Source organism: Streptomyces sp. NPDC054887 (assembly GCF_053610585.1).
Map to the genome: position 1 here is coordinate 78745 of NZ_JBSGYQ010000026.1, position 15403 is coordinate 94147.

Consider the following 15403-nt stretch of genomic DNA (forward strand, 5'->3'; position numbering starts at 1 on the left):
CCCGGAGCCGAGGCGCCACTACGGGCCCGGCGAGTCCGCGCCCGGGCGACGCGGGCCCACTCCCGGGCCCTGGCCCCCGCACACGGCCGGCACCGCACCGAGGCGACACGGACCTGTCCCCGGACCCCGGCCCCTCGACCACGGTCGAATCCACGCCGGAGCGACGCGCCCCTACTCCCCCTCTGCGGAACCGGCCTGAGCGACCGTCACCCCGTCCGCCGGCGCGGCGAGCGCGAGCAGTTCCAGCGCCTCCTCCCACCGGAACGGCCCCGTGCCGCCCTCCACCAGCACGCCCATCCCCCGCAGCCGCTCGATGCTCTGCCGGTACGCGGGGTGGGCGGCCAGCGCCGGGCTCACCGAGGGCAGCACGGCGGTGGGCACGCCCGCGCCGTACGCCTCGCACAGGGTGGCCACGGCGAGGGTGTCCGCGATGCCCGCCGCCCATTTGTTGACGGTGTTGAACGTGGCGGGCGCGACCGCGACGGCGTCCGCCGGCGGGAAGGGCCGCGGATCGCCGGGCGACCGCCACGCCGACCGCACGGGCCGCCCGGTCAGGGCCTCCAGCGCCTCCCGGTCGACGAACCCGAGCCCCTGGGGGGTGGCGATCACGCCGACCTCCCACCCGCGCTCCTGCGCGGCGGCCACCAGCCGCCCCACGCCGTCGGCGACCGCGGCCGCGCAGACGACGACGTACAGAAAAGGCTTGGCCCGCTGGGACACACCACACCCCGATCGACGACTGAGTCAGCACCCCAGTGGATCAGGCCCCCGTCGCCGTACGTCCGGCGGGTCGTGCGACGCCGTACGCCGTCTCCTCGGTCCGCGTGCGGTGCGCGGCAATCCGTCCCCTCAGTCCCCGTGGCGGTACGCCGCGATCCGTCCCCTCAGTCCGCGTGGTGGTGCGCCGCGATCCGCTGGCCGGGCAGCCGGGGACGCCGGGGCAGGCGCTGGAGGCCATTGGCCCGGCGGGCGCCCTCGTCGTGCGGGCGGGTCCTGATCAGCTCGGCGAACAGGGCGCGGCCCGCGAGCAGGGCCTGGCGCATCGCCTCGGTGTCCGTGTCACCCGCCGCCGCGCGCTCGGCGGCGTCGTGCAGCAGGCGGCGGGCTCCCGCCTCGTGGGGGCAGTGCACGGACAGCGCCTCGTACTGGCGCTGGAGGGAGTCCGCCGGAAAACCGCGGTCGCGGGCCAGGTCGTTCATCAGCCGGTCCGCCTGCGCCACGACCGTCCCCGGCGCGTCGACGAACTGCTCCCGGAGCCCGGCCCACCGCGCGGTGTACCGCTCACGCTCCTGAAGCGTCAGACTCCTGACCCGCAGGCCGCCGTACCGCCGCAGCCGCTCGCTCAGATCGCGCTCCGCCGCCTCGACGTCCCCGCCGTGCCGTGCGGCCGTCTCGTCGAACTCCGGCCCGAACCTGCGTCGCAGATCGTCGGGGGCCGCCTGCGCCACCGGCCGGGCCAGCAGGAGTGCCGTGATGATCGCGGCCACCACACCCAGAAGGACCACAGCGCCCGTAGACATGAGTTCCCGCCTTTCTTGGGGGCTTCCTCGTACGAGGATTCCGCTGTTAGTCACGGAGTGTTACCAGTTCTTGGCCGTGTAAACGCGGACAGTGATGATGCATAGGTTCTGGATTAGGGGGCAGGAGCGCCTTTCGAGGGGACCGCATACCGGGAGGGGCAGGACGATGAACAGGACGGCGACCATGACGACGGCCACGCAGACGCAGACCATCGCCGACGTGGAGACGGTCGGGGAGCTGCCCTGGATCGAGGACGCGGGCAAGGTCGCGCCGAAGGACGCCCGTGAGCTGTCGCAGCTCTTCTTCGACCAGCTCCAGGTGCTCGAAGAGGGCACCCACGAGTACCAGTACGCGCGCAACACCCTCATCGAGATGAACCTGTCCCTCGTGCGGTACGCCGCCAACCGCTTCCGCAACCGCGGTGGCGGCGGCGACATGGAGGACATCGTCCAGGTCGGCACCATCGGTCTGATCAAGGCCATCGACCGGTTCGACCTCAGCCGCGAGGTCGGCTTCGCCACCTTCGCCGTGCCGTACATCGTCGGTGAGATCAAGCGGTTCTTCCGCGACACCAGCTGGGCCGTGCACGTTCCCCGGCGGCTCCAGGAGCTGCGCGTCGACCTCGCGAAGGCCAAGGAGGAGCTCTCCGTACGCCTGGACCGCGACCCCACCGTGCCGGAGCTGGCCGAGCACCTGAGCCTCTCCGAGGAAGAGATCATCGAGGGCCTGGTGGCCGCGAACGGCTACACCGCCGGCTCCCTCGACGCACCGAACGACAGCACCGACGGCGCCGACGCCAACAGCCGGACCTTCGCCGACCGGCTCGGCGAGCTGGACCCCGCCATGGAGAGCGTGGAGAACCTGCACACCCTGGCGCCGCTCCTGGAGCGGCTCGACGAGCGCGACCGCCGCATCGTCGAGATGCGCTTCGGCCAGGAGATGACGCAGGCGCAGATCGGCGCCGAGCTCGGCGTGTCCCAGATGCAGGTGTCCCGTCTCCTGTCGCGCGTGCTGAAGCAACTGCGTGCCGGGATGATGGCCGGCGAGCGCTGACGTACGCGGGTCACGGCGGCCGAGCGCATGAGGTCCCGGCCCGTACTGACAGCGCCGCCTCCGGGGTGGCAGAGTGGAACGGTGCCCCCCAGACCACCGTCGCGCTCACCGGACCCGGCGTACACCGCGTCCGAGGTGACGGATCTGCTCGCCGTCCTGTGGGGCAGGGCGCAGCTGAGCGCCCCGTCCGGGCCCATCTCGCCCTCGCAGCTCCGCGCGCTGCTGGTCATCGAGCGCCTTGATGGCGGCAATCTGCGTGCCCTGGGCGAGACGCTCGGATCGAGCCCGCCCGCCACGAGCCGGCTGTGCGACCGTCTGGAGGCGGCGGGCCTGGCGGAGCGCCGCCTCAGCCCGGCCAGTCGCCGCGAGGTGGAGCTGCACCTGAGCAGGCCGGGGCGCGCGCTGCTCGACGAGGTACGGGAGTCGCAGGTGCTGGAACTCGCGCCCGTGCTCGAAACGATGGCTCCCGACGACGTGACACAACTGGCCGAGGGCCTCGCCGCGTTCCGGGAGGCCGCCGCCGCCGTGGTGCACGGCACAGCGGCCGAGGACGACTCCCCGGTACGCGCGGTCCGCCCGGCCTGAGCGGGCCGACACCCAGCCGGCCGGCGTCCGCGCCGCCGACGCCTCCCGGCCGACCGCCCCCGCTGCCGTACGGGCGGCCGACGTACGCGCCACCTTTCCCCGCGCACGAAGAGGGCCCCGCCACCCCCCGGTCTACGCGGCGATCGCCGCCTCGCGGGTGTCGCGGACGGTGAAGACGCCGTCGAGGCACAGCACTCCCAGCAGCCTCCGCACGAGCGCCGAAGGCGCGGCGAGGCGCAGGCGGCTCCCCAGCACAGGGCGGGCCGCGAGCAGCACGTTGATCATTCCCGTGTCGGCGAACGTCACCTCCGACAGGTCGATCACCACCGGCGTCCTTCCCCGGCCGGCCTCGCGGTGCAGTGCCGTCCGAAGAGGTCCGGCCGACTCCCGGTCGACCTCACCCCGCAGGGCGAGCACGACGGCCCGCTCCGACCGGTGCGTGTGGAGGAGCATGCGCTGTTCGGTGCTGCGTGTGTGCACAACTGGCCCCTCAGATGTGGCAGCGGCCGGCTGAGCCGACGCATCTGCCCCTACGGTGCGGCAGAATCACCCTAGGGGTAACAGTTGCCGCTTGGCAACACTCGGGGTTTGTCAACATTATGCTCACCGAATCTCCCCAATGCCGTTACGCTGCACCGTCACCAACGGCCGCCGACCACTGCCGCACCCCCGTCCGTTCTGCCCCGATACACCCCGATCCGCCCGACAGACACAGAGGACCGCCGACCGTGACGCATTTCCTGGCCGTGGAGCGTGCCGTGCGCACCGCCGCACCGCACGCCCTCCTCGAAACGGCACGTGCCGCTCTGGTCGAGCACTACGAAGCCACCGCAGTCGACCTGCTGATGGCCGACTACAGCCTGACGGTCCTCCAGCCGGTCACCGCCCTGCCGCACACCGCCCGCTCCCTGCCGGTCCATGCCAGCCCCGAGGGTCGCGCCTTCGGCAGCCAGAAGCCGTACGGGCAGCACGTGGGCCGGGACGAGGCCGTCGACCTGCACCTGCCGGTCACCGTGCGCGGAGACCGGCTCGGCGTCCTCAGCGTGCGCCTGCCGCAGCAGAGATGCACGCCCCAGACCACCGAGGAACTGACCGAGCTCGCCGAACTCCTCGGCCACGAGATCATGGTCGCCGAGCGCGACACGGACGTGTACCTCCAGGCCCGCCGGGTCAGCCGCCTCACCCTCGCCGCCGAGATGCAGTGGCAGTTGCTCCCCGGCAGCGCCTGCTCCCGCCAGGAGTACGCCATCGGGGCCCAGCTGGAACCCGCGTACGCCATCCACGGCGACAACTTCGACTGGGCCACCACGGCCGAGACCCTCACCCTCACCGTCACCAACGGCATGGGGGAGGGGATCCAGGCGTCCCTGCTCACCAACCTCGCCGTCAACGCGCTGCGCAACGCCCGCCGGGCCGGCATCGGCATCGCCGACCAGGCCGCCCTCGCCGACCAGGCCATCTACGGCCAGCACCACGGCGAGGCGTACGTCTCGACGCTCCTGCTCTCCTTCGAGCTCGCCACCGGGCACGCCAGGGTCGTCGACGCCGGCTCCCCCCAGCTGTGGCGCCAGCGGAACAAGACCGTCGAGCGCGTGCCCTTCGAGGCGCAGCTCCCCCTCGGCATGTTCGAGGAGACGGCGTACGTCCCCCAGGAGTTCCGCGTACTCCCCGGTGACCGGCTGGTCTTCGTCAGCGACGGTGTGTACGCCGCCGCCACGCGGGCAGGCGAGACCTACGGCGAGCGCGCACTGGCGCGCGCCATCCAGGCCGCGAGCTTCCTGCCCGCCGCCGCGGTACCCCGCGCGGTGCTCCAGGAGCTCGCCTCGTACCGTGACACCGACACGGACGCCGCCGACGACGCGCTGGTCGTCTGCCTGGACTGGTTCGGCCGGGGGACGCGCGAAGTTAGCCCGGGGTAGAAGCGGGGCAGGAGCCCCGGGGTCGCCTGATCAAGGACCTTCCATCCAGACGGGGGTGAACGACATGAACCGCACGCAGACGGTCTGTGGCCGAAGTACCGGCGTCGCCGAGAGGACCACACGGCCGGACACCGCGGCCGAGGCGCGCGACACCGCTCGCGCGTTCCTGTCCGACCTCGCCCCGGCGCCCACCGAGGAGGCCGCCGAGAACGTGGTGCTGGTCGTCTCCGAGCTGGTCACCAACGCGCTGCGGCACGCGGGCGGCATCACGGGGCTCCGCCTGACCGCGAACCGCCACACGGTGGAGATCACCGTGCAGGACCCCAGCCCCTCCCGCCCGCGCCCCCGCCACCCGGACATCACCGGCTACGAGGGCGGCTACGGCCTCACCCTCGTGAACTTCCTGGCCCGCTTCGTCACGGTCACCCCGGCCCCCGGAGGGGGCAAGAAGATCTGCGCCGCGCTCGCCCTCTGACCCCGGCGCCGAGCGTTACGTCAGACCCTCCGACCATCGTTAATTGGCCCGTGCATCATCTGTTCCGGTGATCTCCCGACGGCGCGCGCCGGTCACGGTGCGTCACCCCCGCGATCTCGCTTCACTGAGCGTGTGCTCAACGAACTGCTCCCTTCTCCGGCTCCCCCCGCCTCCTCCCACACGGCGGTGTTCTCCCGGGCCCGCGCACTCGTGACGCCCGCGCTGCGCGCGGCGGTGGACCGGCTGCCCGCCCCGCAGCGGCGCATCGCCGGATACCACCGCGGCTGGAACGAGGCCGACGGCACCCCCACCGCCGTCGCGGCGGGCGAGGGCAAGGCGGTACGCCCCGCCCTGGTGTTCCTCGCCGCGCAGGCGGTCGGCGCGCCCCCCGAGTGCGCCGTCCCCGGCGCCGTGGCGATCGAGCTGGTGCACGACTTCTCGCTCCTGCACGACGACGTCATCGACGCCGACCGGCTCCGCCGCCACCGGCCGGCCGCGTGGGCGGTGTTCGGCGTACCCGCCGCCGTACTGGCGGGCGACGCGCTGCTCATCAGCGGCCTGACGACCCTCACCACGTCCGGCTCCCCCCACGCGGCCGCCGCCGTACGCGAGTTGTCCGCCACTCTCGACGACCTGCTGCGCGGCCAGAGCGAGGACGTCGCCTTCGAGAGCACCGACCGGGTGGCCCCGGAGGACTACCTGGCCATGGCCGCCGGGAAGACGGGCTCCCTCATGGCGTGCGCCTGCGCGCTGGGCGCCGTGCTGGCCGGGGTGCCGGAGTCCCGCGTCGCCGGGCTGCGCGACTTCGGCCGCCATCTGGGCATCGCGTACCAGTGCGTGGACGACCTGCTGGGCATCTGGGGCCGGACCGAGCGCAGCGGCAAGCCGGTGGGGGCGGACGTGGCGGCGCGCAAGAAGTCCCTGCCGGTGACCGTCGCGCTGGCGGACGAGGGCCCGGCCGGCCGGCGACTGGCGAGCATCTACAGCCGTCCGCACCCGCTGGGCGAGGCCGACGTGGCGCTCGCCACCGACCTGATCGAGCGCGCCGGCGGCCGGGAGGCGACGGAGGTCGAGGCCAGGCGGCAGATCACGTCCGCGATGCGGGCACTGGCGCGGGCCGAGCCCGTTCCCTCCGTCTACCGCCAACTGCACGACCTCGCACTGCTGCTGACGCAACGCGACCACTGACACCGGAAATCCCGCCCCTCGGCCATGCGCGTCAGCGTTTTCGGCATTCGGCGTAACCGCCCGGGGTCTTTCACCGTTCCAGTCAGTGGGCCCCTGCGCCATTTCGACGAACCGACGCGCAGCATCTAACACGGGACGCGAATTTTGAAGCGGGACGACATGCAGACCAAAAGGCCATCGGCCTTCGGTCCCACCGCCATCAATGTGTACGGTCTGCGCGTCGCGCTCGGCAACCGCGTCATCTTCGACGACATCAGTTTCACGGTGCCCAGGGGATCGATCGTGGGCCTGCTCGGGCCGAGCGGCTGCGGCAAGACCACGCTCCTGCGCTCCGTCGTCGGCATCCAGCGATGCACCTCGGGCCACGTACAGGTCCTCGGGCACCCCGCCGGGTCCGCCGCCCTCAGCTCGCGCGTCGGCTACGTCACCCAGGCCCCGTCCGTATACGCCGATCTGACGGTCCTGGAGAACCTGCGCTACTTCTCGGCCGCGCTGGGGATGCGGGGCTGGCGCCGCGAGGACGCCGTCGTACGGGTCGTCAAGGAGGTCGACCTCGCGGAGTACGCCGACCAGCCCGTCGCCCGCCTGTCGGGAGGCCAGTACTCCCGTGTGTCGCTCGCGGTCGCCCTCCTCGGGACACCGGACCTGCTGGTCATGGACGAACCCACGGTCGGCCTCGATCCGCTGGTGCGCAGGGAGCTGTGGACGGTCTTCCGGCGGCTGGCCGACGAGGGGACGACCCTGCTCGTGTCCAGCCACGTCATGGACGAGGCCGACCGCTGCGACCGGCTCCTCCTGATGCGCGGCGGCCGGCTGCTCGCGTCCTGCGACCGTGACGAGCTGCTGACGCACACGGGCTGCGACACCGTGGAGAGCGCCTTCATGCGGCTGGTGAAGCCGTCACAGCGCACCCCGGCGGGCCTCGTCCCGGCGCCTTCCCCGTCCACCGGGCTGGTCGACGTACCGGCCGACCCGCACTCCTCCTTCTTCGCGCAGGAGACTCTGGGATGATCACCCGGACCAGGCAGCTGCCGTTCACCCCGAGCATCACGGTCGCCACCGCGCACCGGGTGCTCCAGCAGTTCTCGCGGGACCGCGGAAGCACCGCCCTGGTGCTGGCGATCCCCTGCATGCTGATGGTGCTGCTGAAGCTCATGTTCGACCACTCCGGCGGCAGCTTCGACCGGGTGGGACCGCAGGTCTTCGGGATCTTCCCGGTCATCGTGATGTACCTCGTCGGCTCGGTATCCACGCTGCGCGAACGCACCTCGGGGACGGCCGAACGGCTGCTCACGCTGCCGGTGCAGCGGCTGGACATCGTCCTCGGCTACACCCTGGCCTTCACCTTCCTGGCCCTGCTCCAGGCGGTCCTCTCCACGCTCCTCGCGGTCGGCCCGCTGGGCCTGGAGATCAAGGGCCCCGCCTACCTGCTGATGGTCATCGCCATGCTGGGAGCCCTGCTCGGCCTGGCCCTCGGCCTGCTGGTGAGCGCCTTCGCGCGCAACGAGTTCCAGGCCGTGCAGTTCCTGCCGGCCGGCGTGCTCCCCCAGTTCCTCGTCTGCGGCCTGTTCGTCCCGCGCGACGAGATGCACGGCTCACTGGCGGCGCTGGCCAAGGTGATGCCGATGACATACGCCGTGCAGGCGGCGGGGGAAGCGGCTCAGCACAGCGGTGTCACGGGGGTGTTCGTGCGTGACGCGCTGCTGATCCTGGTCTGCGTCGTGGCGGTGCTGGTGGCCAGCGCGGCGACCCTGAAGCGCTGACAGGGGTGGGGCGCCACCGTGAACCGGTGACGCCCCACCCCTGTGTGCGCCGCTACAGCGGGTGGTTCGACGTGTTCCAGGCGAAGCCACCGCTGACCTGGCCGTTGCTCGGGAAGACGAACGGCCCGAAACGCAGCGGGCCACCGCCCGGCGGGTACGGGTGGAGGACCTCGGACACGGCGGCGGGGGCCCCGGCGGGGGCGGCGGACGCGGTGGACGCGAGCCCGCCGGCGACCAGTGCGACGGCGACGGCGGAGACGGCCGCGGTACGGCGGAAGAACGACATCGGCATTCCTTGTGTGGGGGAGTAGGAACGAGAAAAATCTTAGTCACTCGCCCGCACAACTCCCAGAAATGGAAACTGATTTCCCCGCACATTCCCCCTAAGGTGAAGGACGGAATAATCGTCAAAAAACAAATGCCTACCCATGTCGTCGGACAAGAAGAGAAAGAGCAGCGGGTGCGCCGGAAACTGACGTTGATCCTCCTTTCCATGGCCGTCGTCGCGGCCCCTGTCACCGCCGCGCCCGCGAGCGCGGATCCGCCCCCTCCGCCGCCGCACCTCGCGTGGCCCGAGCCCCCCGTGCACGACTTCCACACCCACACCCTGCCGCCACTCCCCGACGTCTGGCAGGAGACGTGGCACCCCTCCGGGGGACAGCGCCCGCCCCGCAAGCCGTCCGGGCACGAGAGGCGCCCTCCGGCCTCCGTGCAGAAGGCCCGGAAGGTCATGGTCCGGCTCCTCAACCGGGAGCGGGCCCGCCACGGCTGCCGTCCCGTACGGTCGCACCGCGCCCTGACCGGGGCCGCGCAACGGCACAGCGCCTACATGGCACGCGCCGGGGCCCTCTCGCACACCGGAGCGCACGCCTCAAGGCCGGGCGACCGGCTCTCCGACGAGGGATACCGGTGGCGGCGGGTGGCCGAGAACCTCGCCCGTTCCGCACTGGACCCGGCGGCGGCCCTGCGCCGCTGGAAGCAGAGCCCGAAACACCGCGCCGTAATGCTCACCTGCGCCTTCCGGCACGTCGGCGTCGGAGTGAGCCGCCGCGGCGGCCAGGGATGGTGGACGCTCCTGCTGGCCCGCCCGCGCTGAGCCGGTGCGGCGGCCGTGCGGGAACACGGCCGCCGCTCACCGGCTCAGCAGGTCCTCGTCCCACCACCACGCCACGGAGGGGATCCGCAGCGGCGAACGGTCGTCGTCGGCCGGCCGCTCCGCCCACTCCAGCGGCGTGTCGTCCAGGCCCTCGGGCACGTGCCCCAGGCTGAGGTAGCGCGGCACCCGCAGACCCCACTCGGCGTTGCCCCGTACGCCGTACCGCAGTCCCCGCAGGTAGTGGTCCAGCTCCGCGCCGGCCTGCGGGCGTACCTGCTCGTACACGTCGAGGAACCGGAGCATCACCCGGTCGCGCAGGCGCGTCGCCGCCTCGACCGCCTCGCGCAGCGACAGGTCGTGATGCCGCATCAGGACCGTGTAGACGTTCTGGTCGGTGTGCCCCCGGGACAGTTCCTTGCGCAGCGAGTGCCGGTCGTTGTCCAGTGCCGCGAGCAGCATGGCCATCTCCGTCAGCGCCCGGACCACCGGCCGGTGCATCTCACGGCCGGGCACCTCCACACCCGTGGCCAGTTCGAGCATCGCGAACGTCGGCTCGCCGCCGCACGACAGCAGCCGCATGGCGAGGAACTCGTCCAGATCCGGCATGTGCCCACGGGCCGCGTTCCCGATCTGCCACGTCACACCCGACAGCCAGGCACGGTGAGCGGTGGCGAACCGCCGCAGCTGCGCGGGCCCGCCGAAGGTGCGGAACCTGGCCATGATGTCCTGCACGGCCGCCACGTACGGCTCGGCGGCGCACACGGCCGACGGCGCCTCGACCGCCCGCTGCACCTGTCCCGCCAGGGCGCCGAACGCCGCCGGGTCGGTGCTCAGCGGCCCGTTGTCGCACCGCGCGTCGTCGAACCCGAAGCCCCAGTACACCCACAGGGCCGCCACCAGGACCCGGTCGGCGTCGGCCGTGGGAGCGAAACGGGCGAAGAAGTCGGCGCTGTGACTCGCGACGATCCACGCCAGCTCGTCGTCGCCGCCCATGCCGCTCGCACGGACCCACGCCTCGGCCCGCGCCTCGATGGAGCGGACCCGGGAGTGGATGGCCGACTCGAGGGGGCAGAAGATCGGCGGCAGCTCGACTTCGGTTACGGACATACCCATGGACACACCTCTGGCCTTGGCAACGCTGGCGGTGTCCCCATCCTCCAGCGCACCAACCACCACATCTGGCCCATAAATCACCAGACACGGCAATCCACCCGATCAGGGCGTCATCCCTCCGGCGTTGACAGTCCGACGCGCGCGGCGACCGGCAGGTGGTCGCTCCCCGTGGCGGGCAGCGACCACATCCCGGTGACGGTGGCCCCGCGGGTCATGACCTGGTCGATACGCGCCAGAGGAAACCGGGCCGGCCAGCTGAAGGCGAACCCCGGCCCGGCCCTCACGTGCGCGGCGACCGGGTCCAGCCCCCGGTCGTCCACCGTGCTGTTCAGGTCGCCGAGCAGGATCACCCGCTCCCGCGCCTCCGCGCCGATGGCGGCGCCCAGCAGCCGGGCGCTCTCGTCCCGCCGCGCCGTGCCGAACCCCGCCGGTCCCAGCCGCACCGACGGCAGATGAGCGACGTACACGGCGACGGCCTCCCGCCCCGGCATCCGCACATCGGCCCGCAGCCCCCGGTTCCAGCCCGTACCGACCCCCTCGGGCCGGATGTCCACCGGCCGCACGCCCGTCAGCGGGTACTTCGACCACAGCCCGACCGTGCCCACCACCGCGTGATGCGGATACTCCGGCCGAAGCGCCGACGCGTAGCCGTCCAGCCCCTGTGGAGTCAGCTCCTCCAGGGCGATCAGTCCGGGGCGGGCCTTCGTCAGAACCCCGGCCGTACCCGCCGGATCGGCGTTCTCGTCACTCACGTTGTGCTGCACCACGACCAGGTCGTACGCGGCCCCGTCACCCACCACCGTCCCGCCGAAGCACGCGACCCAGGCGCCGAGGGGCAGCGAGAGCGCCACCAGCCCGACGAGCGAACGGCGCCACAGCGACAGCACGAGCAGCACGGGAACAAACACCCCGAGCCAGGGCAGGAACGTCTCCAGGAGACTGCCCGGCCGCCCCACCATGTCGGGCACGGCGGAATGGAAACTCAACAGCCCCGCGACCAGCAGAGCCCCCGAGACAAGCCCCCACTCCCACCGGCACCACCGCATCCACCCCATCCCCCGACCGTAACCATCACCCCACACCACCGACCAAAGACCCCCGCACCCCGGCAACAGTGAGAGGCGCCACGCCCCCGCCCGGCAGAAGCACCCCGCACCCTCACGACGGCAGGAGGGGACGCGCCGGGCCACACCCACAGCGCAGCTCCCGGCACCTCCTCCACGGTGGCGGGAGGGGACGTGCCGGGGCGCTCCCCGCAGGGCGTCGAACGCAACCACCCCCCAAGAACCGCAGCCAGACCCGAACGTTCGACGCCCGAGGAGACGCCCCGGCACGGCACCGACCCCAAAGCCCCGGCACGGCACTGGCACCGGCACCGGCACCGGCACCGGCACCGGCACCAAAGCCCCCGCGCCGCCCCAGGCCCCCGCACACCTCACGCGTCCCGAACGGCCTCCCGCCAAGCCGACTCCCGAAGCAACCGCAACCCGTTCAATCCCACGAGCACCGTCGACCCCTCATGCCCCGCCACCCCCAACGGCAACGGCAAATGCCCCGCCAGGTCCCACACCACCAGCACCCCGATGCACACGGACGCGATCACGAGGTTCTGCACGACCAGCCGCCGCGCCCGCCGCGAGAGCGCCACCACCGCCGGCACCGTGACCAACTCGTCCCGCACCACCACCGCGTCAGCCGTCTCCAGCGCCAGGTCCGACCCGGCCCTCCCCATGGCGATGCCACTGTGCGCCGCGGCAAGCGCCGGTGCGTCATTGACCCCGTCCCCGACGACGAGCACCCTCTCCCCCGCCGCCTCCCACTCCCGCACGGCGGCCACCTTGTCCTGCGGCAGCAGCCCAGCCCGTACGTCCGTGATGCCGACCCCACCGGCGAGCCGCTCGGCGGCGCGCACGTTGTCCCCGGTCAGCAGCACCGGCGCAGCCCCGGTGAGCCGCCCGAGCGCCGCGACCGCCTCCCCGGCCCCCGCCCGCACCCGGTCCTCGATCGCGAGCACCCCCACCGGCGCCCCGTCGACCCACACCACCACGGCGGTACGCCCCGCCCGTTCCACTTCCTCCACGACCGCGGCCGTCACCGCGTCCCCGCCGACGGCTCCGGCGGGCCGCCCCACCCGTACTTCACGCCCGCCCACGACGGCCCGGACCCCGAGCCCCGGCTCCGACGAGAAGTCCTCGGCCGTACCCACGGGCAGCCCGCGCTCCTTGGCCAGGGCCACAACGGCCCGCGCGAGCGGATGCTCACTCGGATGCTCCACGGCGGCAGCCAGAGCCAACACCTCCCCAACCCCAAACCCACCAGCACCACCAGCACCCGCACCCACATCACCAGCACCAGCACCAGCACCAGCACCAGCAGAACCACCCACCCCCACCCCAAGCATCCGAACCTCCGCCACCCGAGGAGCCCCCTCCGTCAACGTCCCCGTCTTGTCCAGCGCCACCCGCGTGACGCCGCCCAGCCGCTCCATCACCACGGCGGACTTGACCAGGACCCCGTGCCGTCCCGCGTTGGCGATCGCGGACAGCAGCGGCGGCATGGTCGCCAGCACCACCGCACACGGCGAGGCGACGATCATGAACGTCATGGCCCGCAGCAGCGTCCCGGTGAAGTCCGCCCCCAGCAGCAGCGGAACGGTGAACAGCGCCAGCGTGGCCACCACGACACCCACCGAGTAGCGCTGCTCGACCTTCTCGATGAACAACTGCGTCGGCGCCTTGGTCCCGCTCGCCTCCTCGACCATCTCCACGATGCGCGCGATGACCGAATCGGACGCGTCCTTGTCGACCCGCACCGTCAGCGCCCCCGTCCCGTTGAGCGTGCCCGCGAAGACCTCGTCTCCCGGCTCCTTGCGCACCGGCAGCGGCTCCCCCGTGATGGTCGCCTGGTCCACCTCGCCGGCGCCCTCCACCACCGTCCCGTCGGCCGGCAGCCGCTCCCCCGGCCGTACGAGCACCAGCTCCCCGATCCGCAGCGAGGCGACTCCCACCACCTCCTCGCCCGCCGCTTCCCCGGCCGCGCCCGCGCCCGCGACCCGGACCGCCGTGGCCGGGGCCAGGTCCAGCAACCCCCGCACCGAATCGGCCGTACGCCGGGTGGCCAGCGCCTCCAGCGCCCCGGACACCGCGAAGATCACAATCAGCAGCCCGCCGTCCAGGAACTGCCCGATGGCCGCCGCTCCCACCGCCGCCACGACCATCAGCAGGTCGACGTCGAGGCTCCGCTCCTTGAGCGCCATCAGCCCGGCCCAGCCCGGCTCCCACCCGCCCGCGACGTAACAGACCGCGTAGAGCGGCCCCCAGACCCACCCCGGCGCCCCCGCAAGGTCGAACGGAAAGGCCAGCAGGAAGGCGAGGGCGGACAGACCCGCCCACCGCACCTCCGGCAGGGCGGACAACCGCGTACGGCGGACCGGAGCCGGCGCGGCGACCGGCCGCGCGGCGGTCCGGTCGTCGATCAGCGGAGAAGCCATGACGGAACACCTCTCGATCGGGCGGATCCCGACCGGGGCGGATCCCGGCCGGCCACGCACCGCCGCACGGCGCGCCCTGCGGCCACCATAACGGAACACATGAAGAGCTCTTCACTCATCACACGAAACGCCCCCGATACGATGGCCGCATGGGACACGGAGTCGACGAACGCGCCACACCCACGGGTCATCTCGACGCGGACGCCGCCGCCACCATCGCCGCCACGCTCCAGGCCCTGGCCACCCCGTCCCGGCTGATGATCCTGACCCGCCTCCGCCAGAGCCCGTGCGGAGTGACGGAGCTGGCCGAAGCCGTCCGCATGGAGCAGTCGGCGGTCTCGCACCAACTCCGGCTGCTGCGCGCACTGAGTCTCGTCACCGGCGTCCGGCAAGGCCGTCGCATTGTCTACAGCCTTTACGACAATCACGTCGCCCAACTACTCGATGAAGCCGTTTATCACATCGAGCATTTGCGCCTCGGCACCCGGGACGTCCCCCCGGCAGCGCGGCCGGATATCGACGGGACGCCTTCCTCGTAAGGGGTACTGCGGAAATCCGGTTAGCCCGACCGGGTGACTTATGGCCGGGCCTGCCCACCGAGGGCAATTAGGGTCCCGCTGTATGACCTCACAGACTGCTCAGGACGCTCAAACGCCTTTCGAACAAAGCCACTTGGGCACTATCTCGGTAATCGCATGGTCGGGCGAGAACATCGACGACGGCCGCGACATGGCCTTCCTGCTCGCGTACTCCCTCGGTGACGGTTCGGCCGGCCCCGAAGCCGGCGAGCGGGCCGTCCGCCACCTGCTGGAGCAGACCGGCCTCCCCGTCGGCGAAGGCGTCACCGACGGCTCCAAGTCGAAGGAGCCGGTCAGCCTGCTCGTCGAGAGCGGCAGCATTTCCCTGACGATGCCCAGCCTGCGGGTCCAGAGCCTCGTACCGCAGGAGTGGACCGCCGCGGCCCTCAAGCGCAAGCACGCGCACCTCATCTTCACCACCCGCCCGTGGCCGGACGCCAAGCCCGGCGTCCCCGTCGACGCGGAGGCCCTGAAGGCGTTCGTCGCCGACGAGGAGGTGCTGGCCGCCTCGGCGCACTGCGTGATCCCGGTGACGACCCTGCGCAAGTAACCCGGCGGGCGATCGCCCCCCCCACAGCCTTCAGGCAGATATGCGCCCCAGTGGAGGCGCATATCTGTGATG

The 15403-nt window shown here is 72.2% G+C and carries 17 protein-coding genes; 10 read left to right on the forward strand and 7 right to left on the reverse strand.

Annotation, left to right across the window (positions count from 1 at the left end):
- Nucleotides 1-171 precede the first annotated feature (171 nt).
- Together ACWGH0_RS17100 and ACWGH0_RS17105 are read right to left on the reverse strand one after the other, a co-directional pair.
- Nucleotides 172-720, reverse strand: a complete 549-nt coding sequence (locus tag ACWGH0_RS17100; protein WP_453404947.1) for a flavoprotein — start codon at nt 718-720, stop codon at nt 172-174.
- Nucleotides 721-884: 164 nt separating this feature from the next.
- Entirely contained in the window at nt 885-1520 is a 636-nt protein-coding gene (locus tag ACWGH0_RS17105; protein WP_453404948.1) for a hypothetical protein, read from the reverse strand.
- 184 nt (nt 1521-1704) lie between these two features.
- Here ACWGH0_RS17105 and ACWGH0_RS17110 point away from each other — a divergent pair, with 184 nt between their 5' ends.
- Entirely contained in the window at nt 1705-2574 is an 870-nt protein-coding gene (locus ACWGH0_RS17110; protein WP_453404967.1) for an RNA polymerase sigma factor SigF, read from the forward strand.
- An 81-nt stretch (nt 2575-2655) separates the two neighbouring features.
- Complete coding sequence (locus ACWGH0_RS17115) at nt 2656-3159, forward strand: MarR family winged helix-turn-helix transcriptional regulator (RefSeq protein ID WP_453404949.1); 504 nt, start codon at nt 2656-2658, stop codon at nt 3157-3159.
- A gap of 132 nt (nt 3160-3291) precedes the next feature.
- On the opposite strand, the gene ACWGH0_RS17120 is transcribed toward ACWGH0_RS17115, so the two are convergent.
- A complete protein-coding gene (locus ACWGH0_RS17120; protein WP_453404950.1) occupies nt 3292-3639 on the reverse strand; it encodes an STAS domain-containing protein in 348 nt (115 codons plus the stop codon).
- A 248-nt stretch (nt 3640-3887) separates the two neighbouring features.
- Here ACWGH0_RS17120 and ACWGH0_RS17125 point away from each other — a divergent pair, with 248 nt between their 5' ends.
- The 5 genes from ACWGH0_RS17125 (at nt 3888) to ACWGH0_RS17145 (ending at nt 8504) form a co-directional block, all read left to right on the forward strand.
- On the forward strand, nt 3888-5078 hold the full coding sequence (locus ACWGH0_RS17125) for a PP2C family protein-serine/threonine phosphatase (RefSeq protein WP_453404951.1): 1191 nt from the start codon (nt 3888-3890) through the stop codon (nt 5076-5078).
- A gap of 64 nt (nt 5079-5142) precedes the next feature.
- On the forward strand, nt 5143-5553 hold the full coding sequence (locus tag ACWGH0_RS17130; RefSeq protein ID WP_453404952.1) for an ATP-binding protein: 411 nt from the start codon (nt 5143-5145) through the stop codon (nt 5551-5553).
- A gap of 132 nt (nt 5554-5685) precedes the next feature.
- Nucleotides 5686-6741 (forward strand): polyprenyl synthetase family protein, encoded by a 1056-nt coding sequence (locus tag ACWGH0_RS17135; RefSeq protein WP_453404953.1) that lies wholly within the window; start codon nt 5686-5688, stop codon nt 6739-6741.
- A gap of 159 nt (nt 6742-6900) precedes the next feature.
- Nucleotides 6901-7752 (forward strand): ABC transporter ATP-binding protein, encoded by an 852-nt coding sequence (locus ACWGH0_RS17140; RefSeq protein ID WP_453404954.1) that lies wholly within the window; start codon nt 6901-6903, stop codon nt 7750-7752.
- Nucleotides 7749-8504, forward strand: coding sequence for an ABC transporter permease (locus ACWGH0_RS17145; protein ID WP_453404955.1), 756 nt, complete (start codon nt 7749-7751; stop codon nt 8502-8504). The genes ACWGH0_RS17140 and ACWGH0_RS17145 overlap by 4 nt, the downstream gene beginning before the upstream one ends.
- A gap of 52 nt (nt 8505-8556) precedes the next feature.
- On the opposite strand, the gene ACWGH0_RS17150 is transcribed toward ACWGH0_RS17145, so the two are convergent.
- Nucleotides 8557-8790 (reverse strand): hypothetical protein, encoded by a 234-nt coding sequence (locus ACWGH0_RS17150; protein ID WP_453404956.1) that lies wholly within the window; start codon nt 8788-8790, stop codon nt 8557-8559.
- 207 nt (nt 8791-8997) lie between these two features.
- Here ACWGH0_RS17150 and ACWGH0_RS17155 point away from each other — a divergent pair, with 207 nt between their 5' ends.
- Nucleotides 8998-9600 (forward strand): CAP domain-containing protein, encoded by a 603-nt coding sequence (locus tag ACWGH0_RS17155; RefSeq protein WP_453404957.1) that lies wholly within the window; start codon nt 8998-9000, stop codon nt 9598-9600.
- Between the two features lie 36 nt (nt 9601-9636).
- On the opposite strand, the gene ACWGH0_RS17160 is transcribed toward ACWGH0_RS17155, so the two are convergent.
- From ACWGH0_RS17160 to ACWGH0_RS17170, 3 genes are all read right to left on the reverse strand, one after another.
- The gene (locus ACWGH0_RS17160; protein WP_453404958.1) at nt 9637-10707 is read right to left on the reverse strand and encodes a terpene synthase family protein; all 1071 of its coding nucleotides are present in this window, start codon (nt 10705-10707) and stop codon (nt 9637-9639) included.
- Nucleotides 10708-10823: 116 nt separating this feature from the next.
- Entirely contained in the window at nt 10824-11768 is a 945-nt protein-coding gene (locus ACWGH0_RS17165) for an endonuclease/exonuclease/phosphatase family protein (RefSeq protein ID WP_453404959.1), read from the reverse strand.
- Nucleotides 11769-12148: 380 nt separating this feature from the next.
- Nucleotides 12149-14203, reverse strand: coding sequence for an HAD-IC family P-type ATPase (locus ACWGH0_RS17170; RefSeq protein ID WP_453404960.1), 2055 nt, complete (start codon nt 14201-14203; stop codon nt 12149-12151).
- A 149-nt stretch (nt 14204-14352) separates the two neighbouring features.
- On the opposite strand from ACWGH0_RS17170, the gene ACWGH0_RS17175 reads away from it, so the two are divergent.
- Both ACWGH0_RS17175 and ACWGH0_RS17180 read left to right on the forward strand, forming a co-directional pair.
- Nucleotides 14353-14742 (forward strand): ArsR/SmtB family transcription factor, encoded by a 390-nt coding sequence (locus ACWGH0_RS17175; RefSeq protein WP_453404961.1) that lies wholly within the window; start codon nt 14353-14355, stop codon nt 14740-14742.
- A gap of 82 nt (nt 14743-14824) precedes the next feature.
- A complete protein-coding gene (locus ACWGH0_RS17180) occupies nt 14825-15331 on the forward strand; it encodes a DUF5949 family protein (protein WP_453404962.1) in 507 nt (168 codons plus the stop codon).
- The last annotated feature ends 72 nt before the right edge of the window (nt 15332-15403 follow it).

Coding starts and splice junctions, on each gene's coding strand:
- ACWGH0_RS17105 (WP_453404948.1), bottom strand. CDS start 1,520: ATGTCTACGGGCGCTGTGGTCCTTCTGGGTGTGGTGGCCGCGATCATC.
- ACWGH0_RS17110 (WP_453404967.1), top strand. CDS start 1,705: ATGACGACGGCCACGCAGACGCAGACCATCGCCGACGTGGAGACGGTC.
- ACWGH0_RS17130 (WP_453404952.1), top strand. CDS start 5,143: ATGAACCGCACGCAGACGGTCTGTGGCCGAAGTACCGGCGTCGCCGAG.
- ACWGH0_RS17140 (WP_453404954.1), top strand. CDS start 6,901: ATGCAGACCAAAAGGCCATCGGCCTTCGGTCCCACCGCCATCAATGTG.
- ACWGH0_RS17145 (WP_453404955.1), top strand. CDS start 7,749: ATGATCACCCGGACCAGGCAGCTGCCGTTCACCCCGAGCATCACGGTC.
- ACWGH0_RS17150 (WP_453404956.1), bottom strand. CDS start 8,790: ATGTCGTTCTTCCGCCGTACCGCGGCCGTCTCCGCCGTCGCCGTCGCA.
- ACWGH0_RS17155 (WP_453404957.1), top strand. CDS start 8,998: ATGGCCGTCGTCGCGGCCCCTGTCACCGCCGCGCCCGCGAGCGCGGAT.
- ACWGH0_RS17160 (WP_453404958.1), bottom strand. CDS start 10,707: ATGTCCGTAACCGAAGTCGAGCTGCCGCCGATCTTCTGCCCCCTCGAG.
- ACWGH0_RS17165 (WP_453404959.1), bottom strand. CDS start 11,768: ATGGGGTGGATGCGGTGGTGCCGGTGGGAGTGGGGGCTTGTCTCGGGG.
- ACWGH0_RS17170 (WP_453404960.1), bottom strand. CDS start 14,203: ATGGCTTCTCCGCTGATCGACGACCGGACCGCCGCGCGGCCGGTCGCC.
- ACWGH0_RS17175 (WP_453404961.1), top strand. CDS start 14,353: ATGGGACACGGAGTCGACGAACGCGCCACACCCACGGGTCATCTCGAC.
- ACWGH0_RS17180 (WP_453404962.1), top strand. CDS start 14,825: ATGACCTCACAGACTGCTCAGGACGCTCAAACGCCTTTCGAACAAAGC.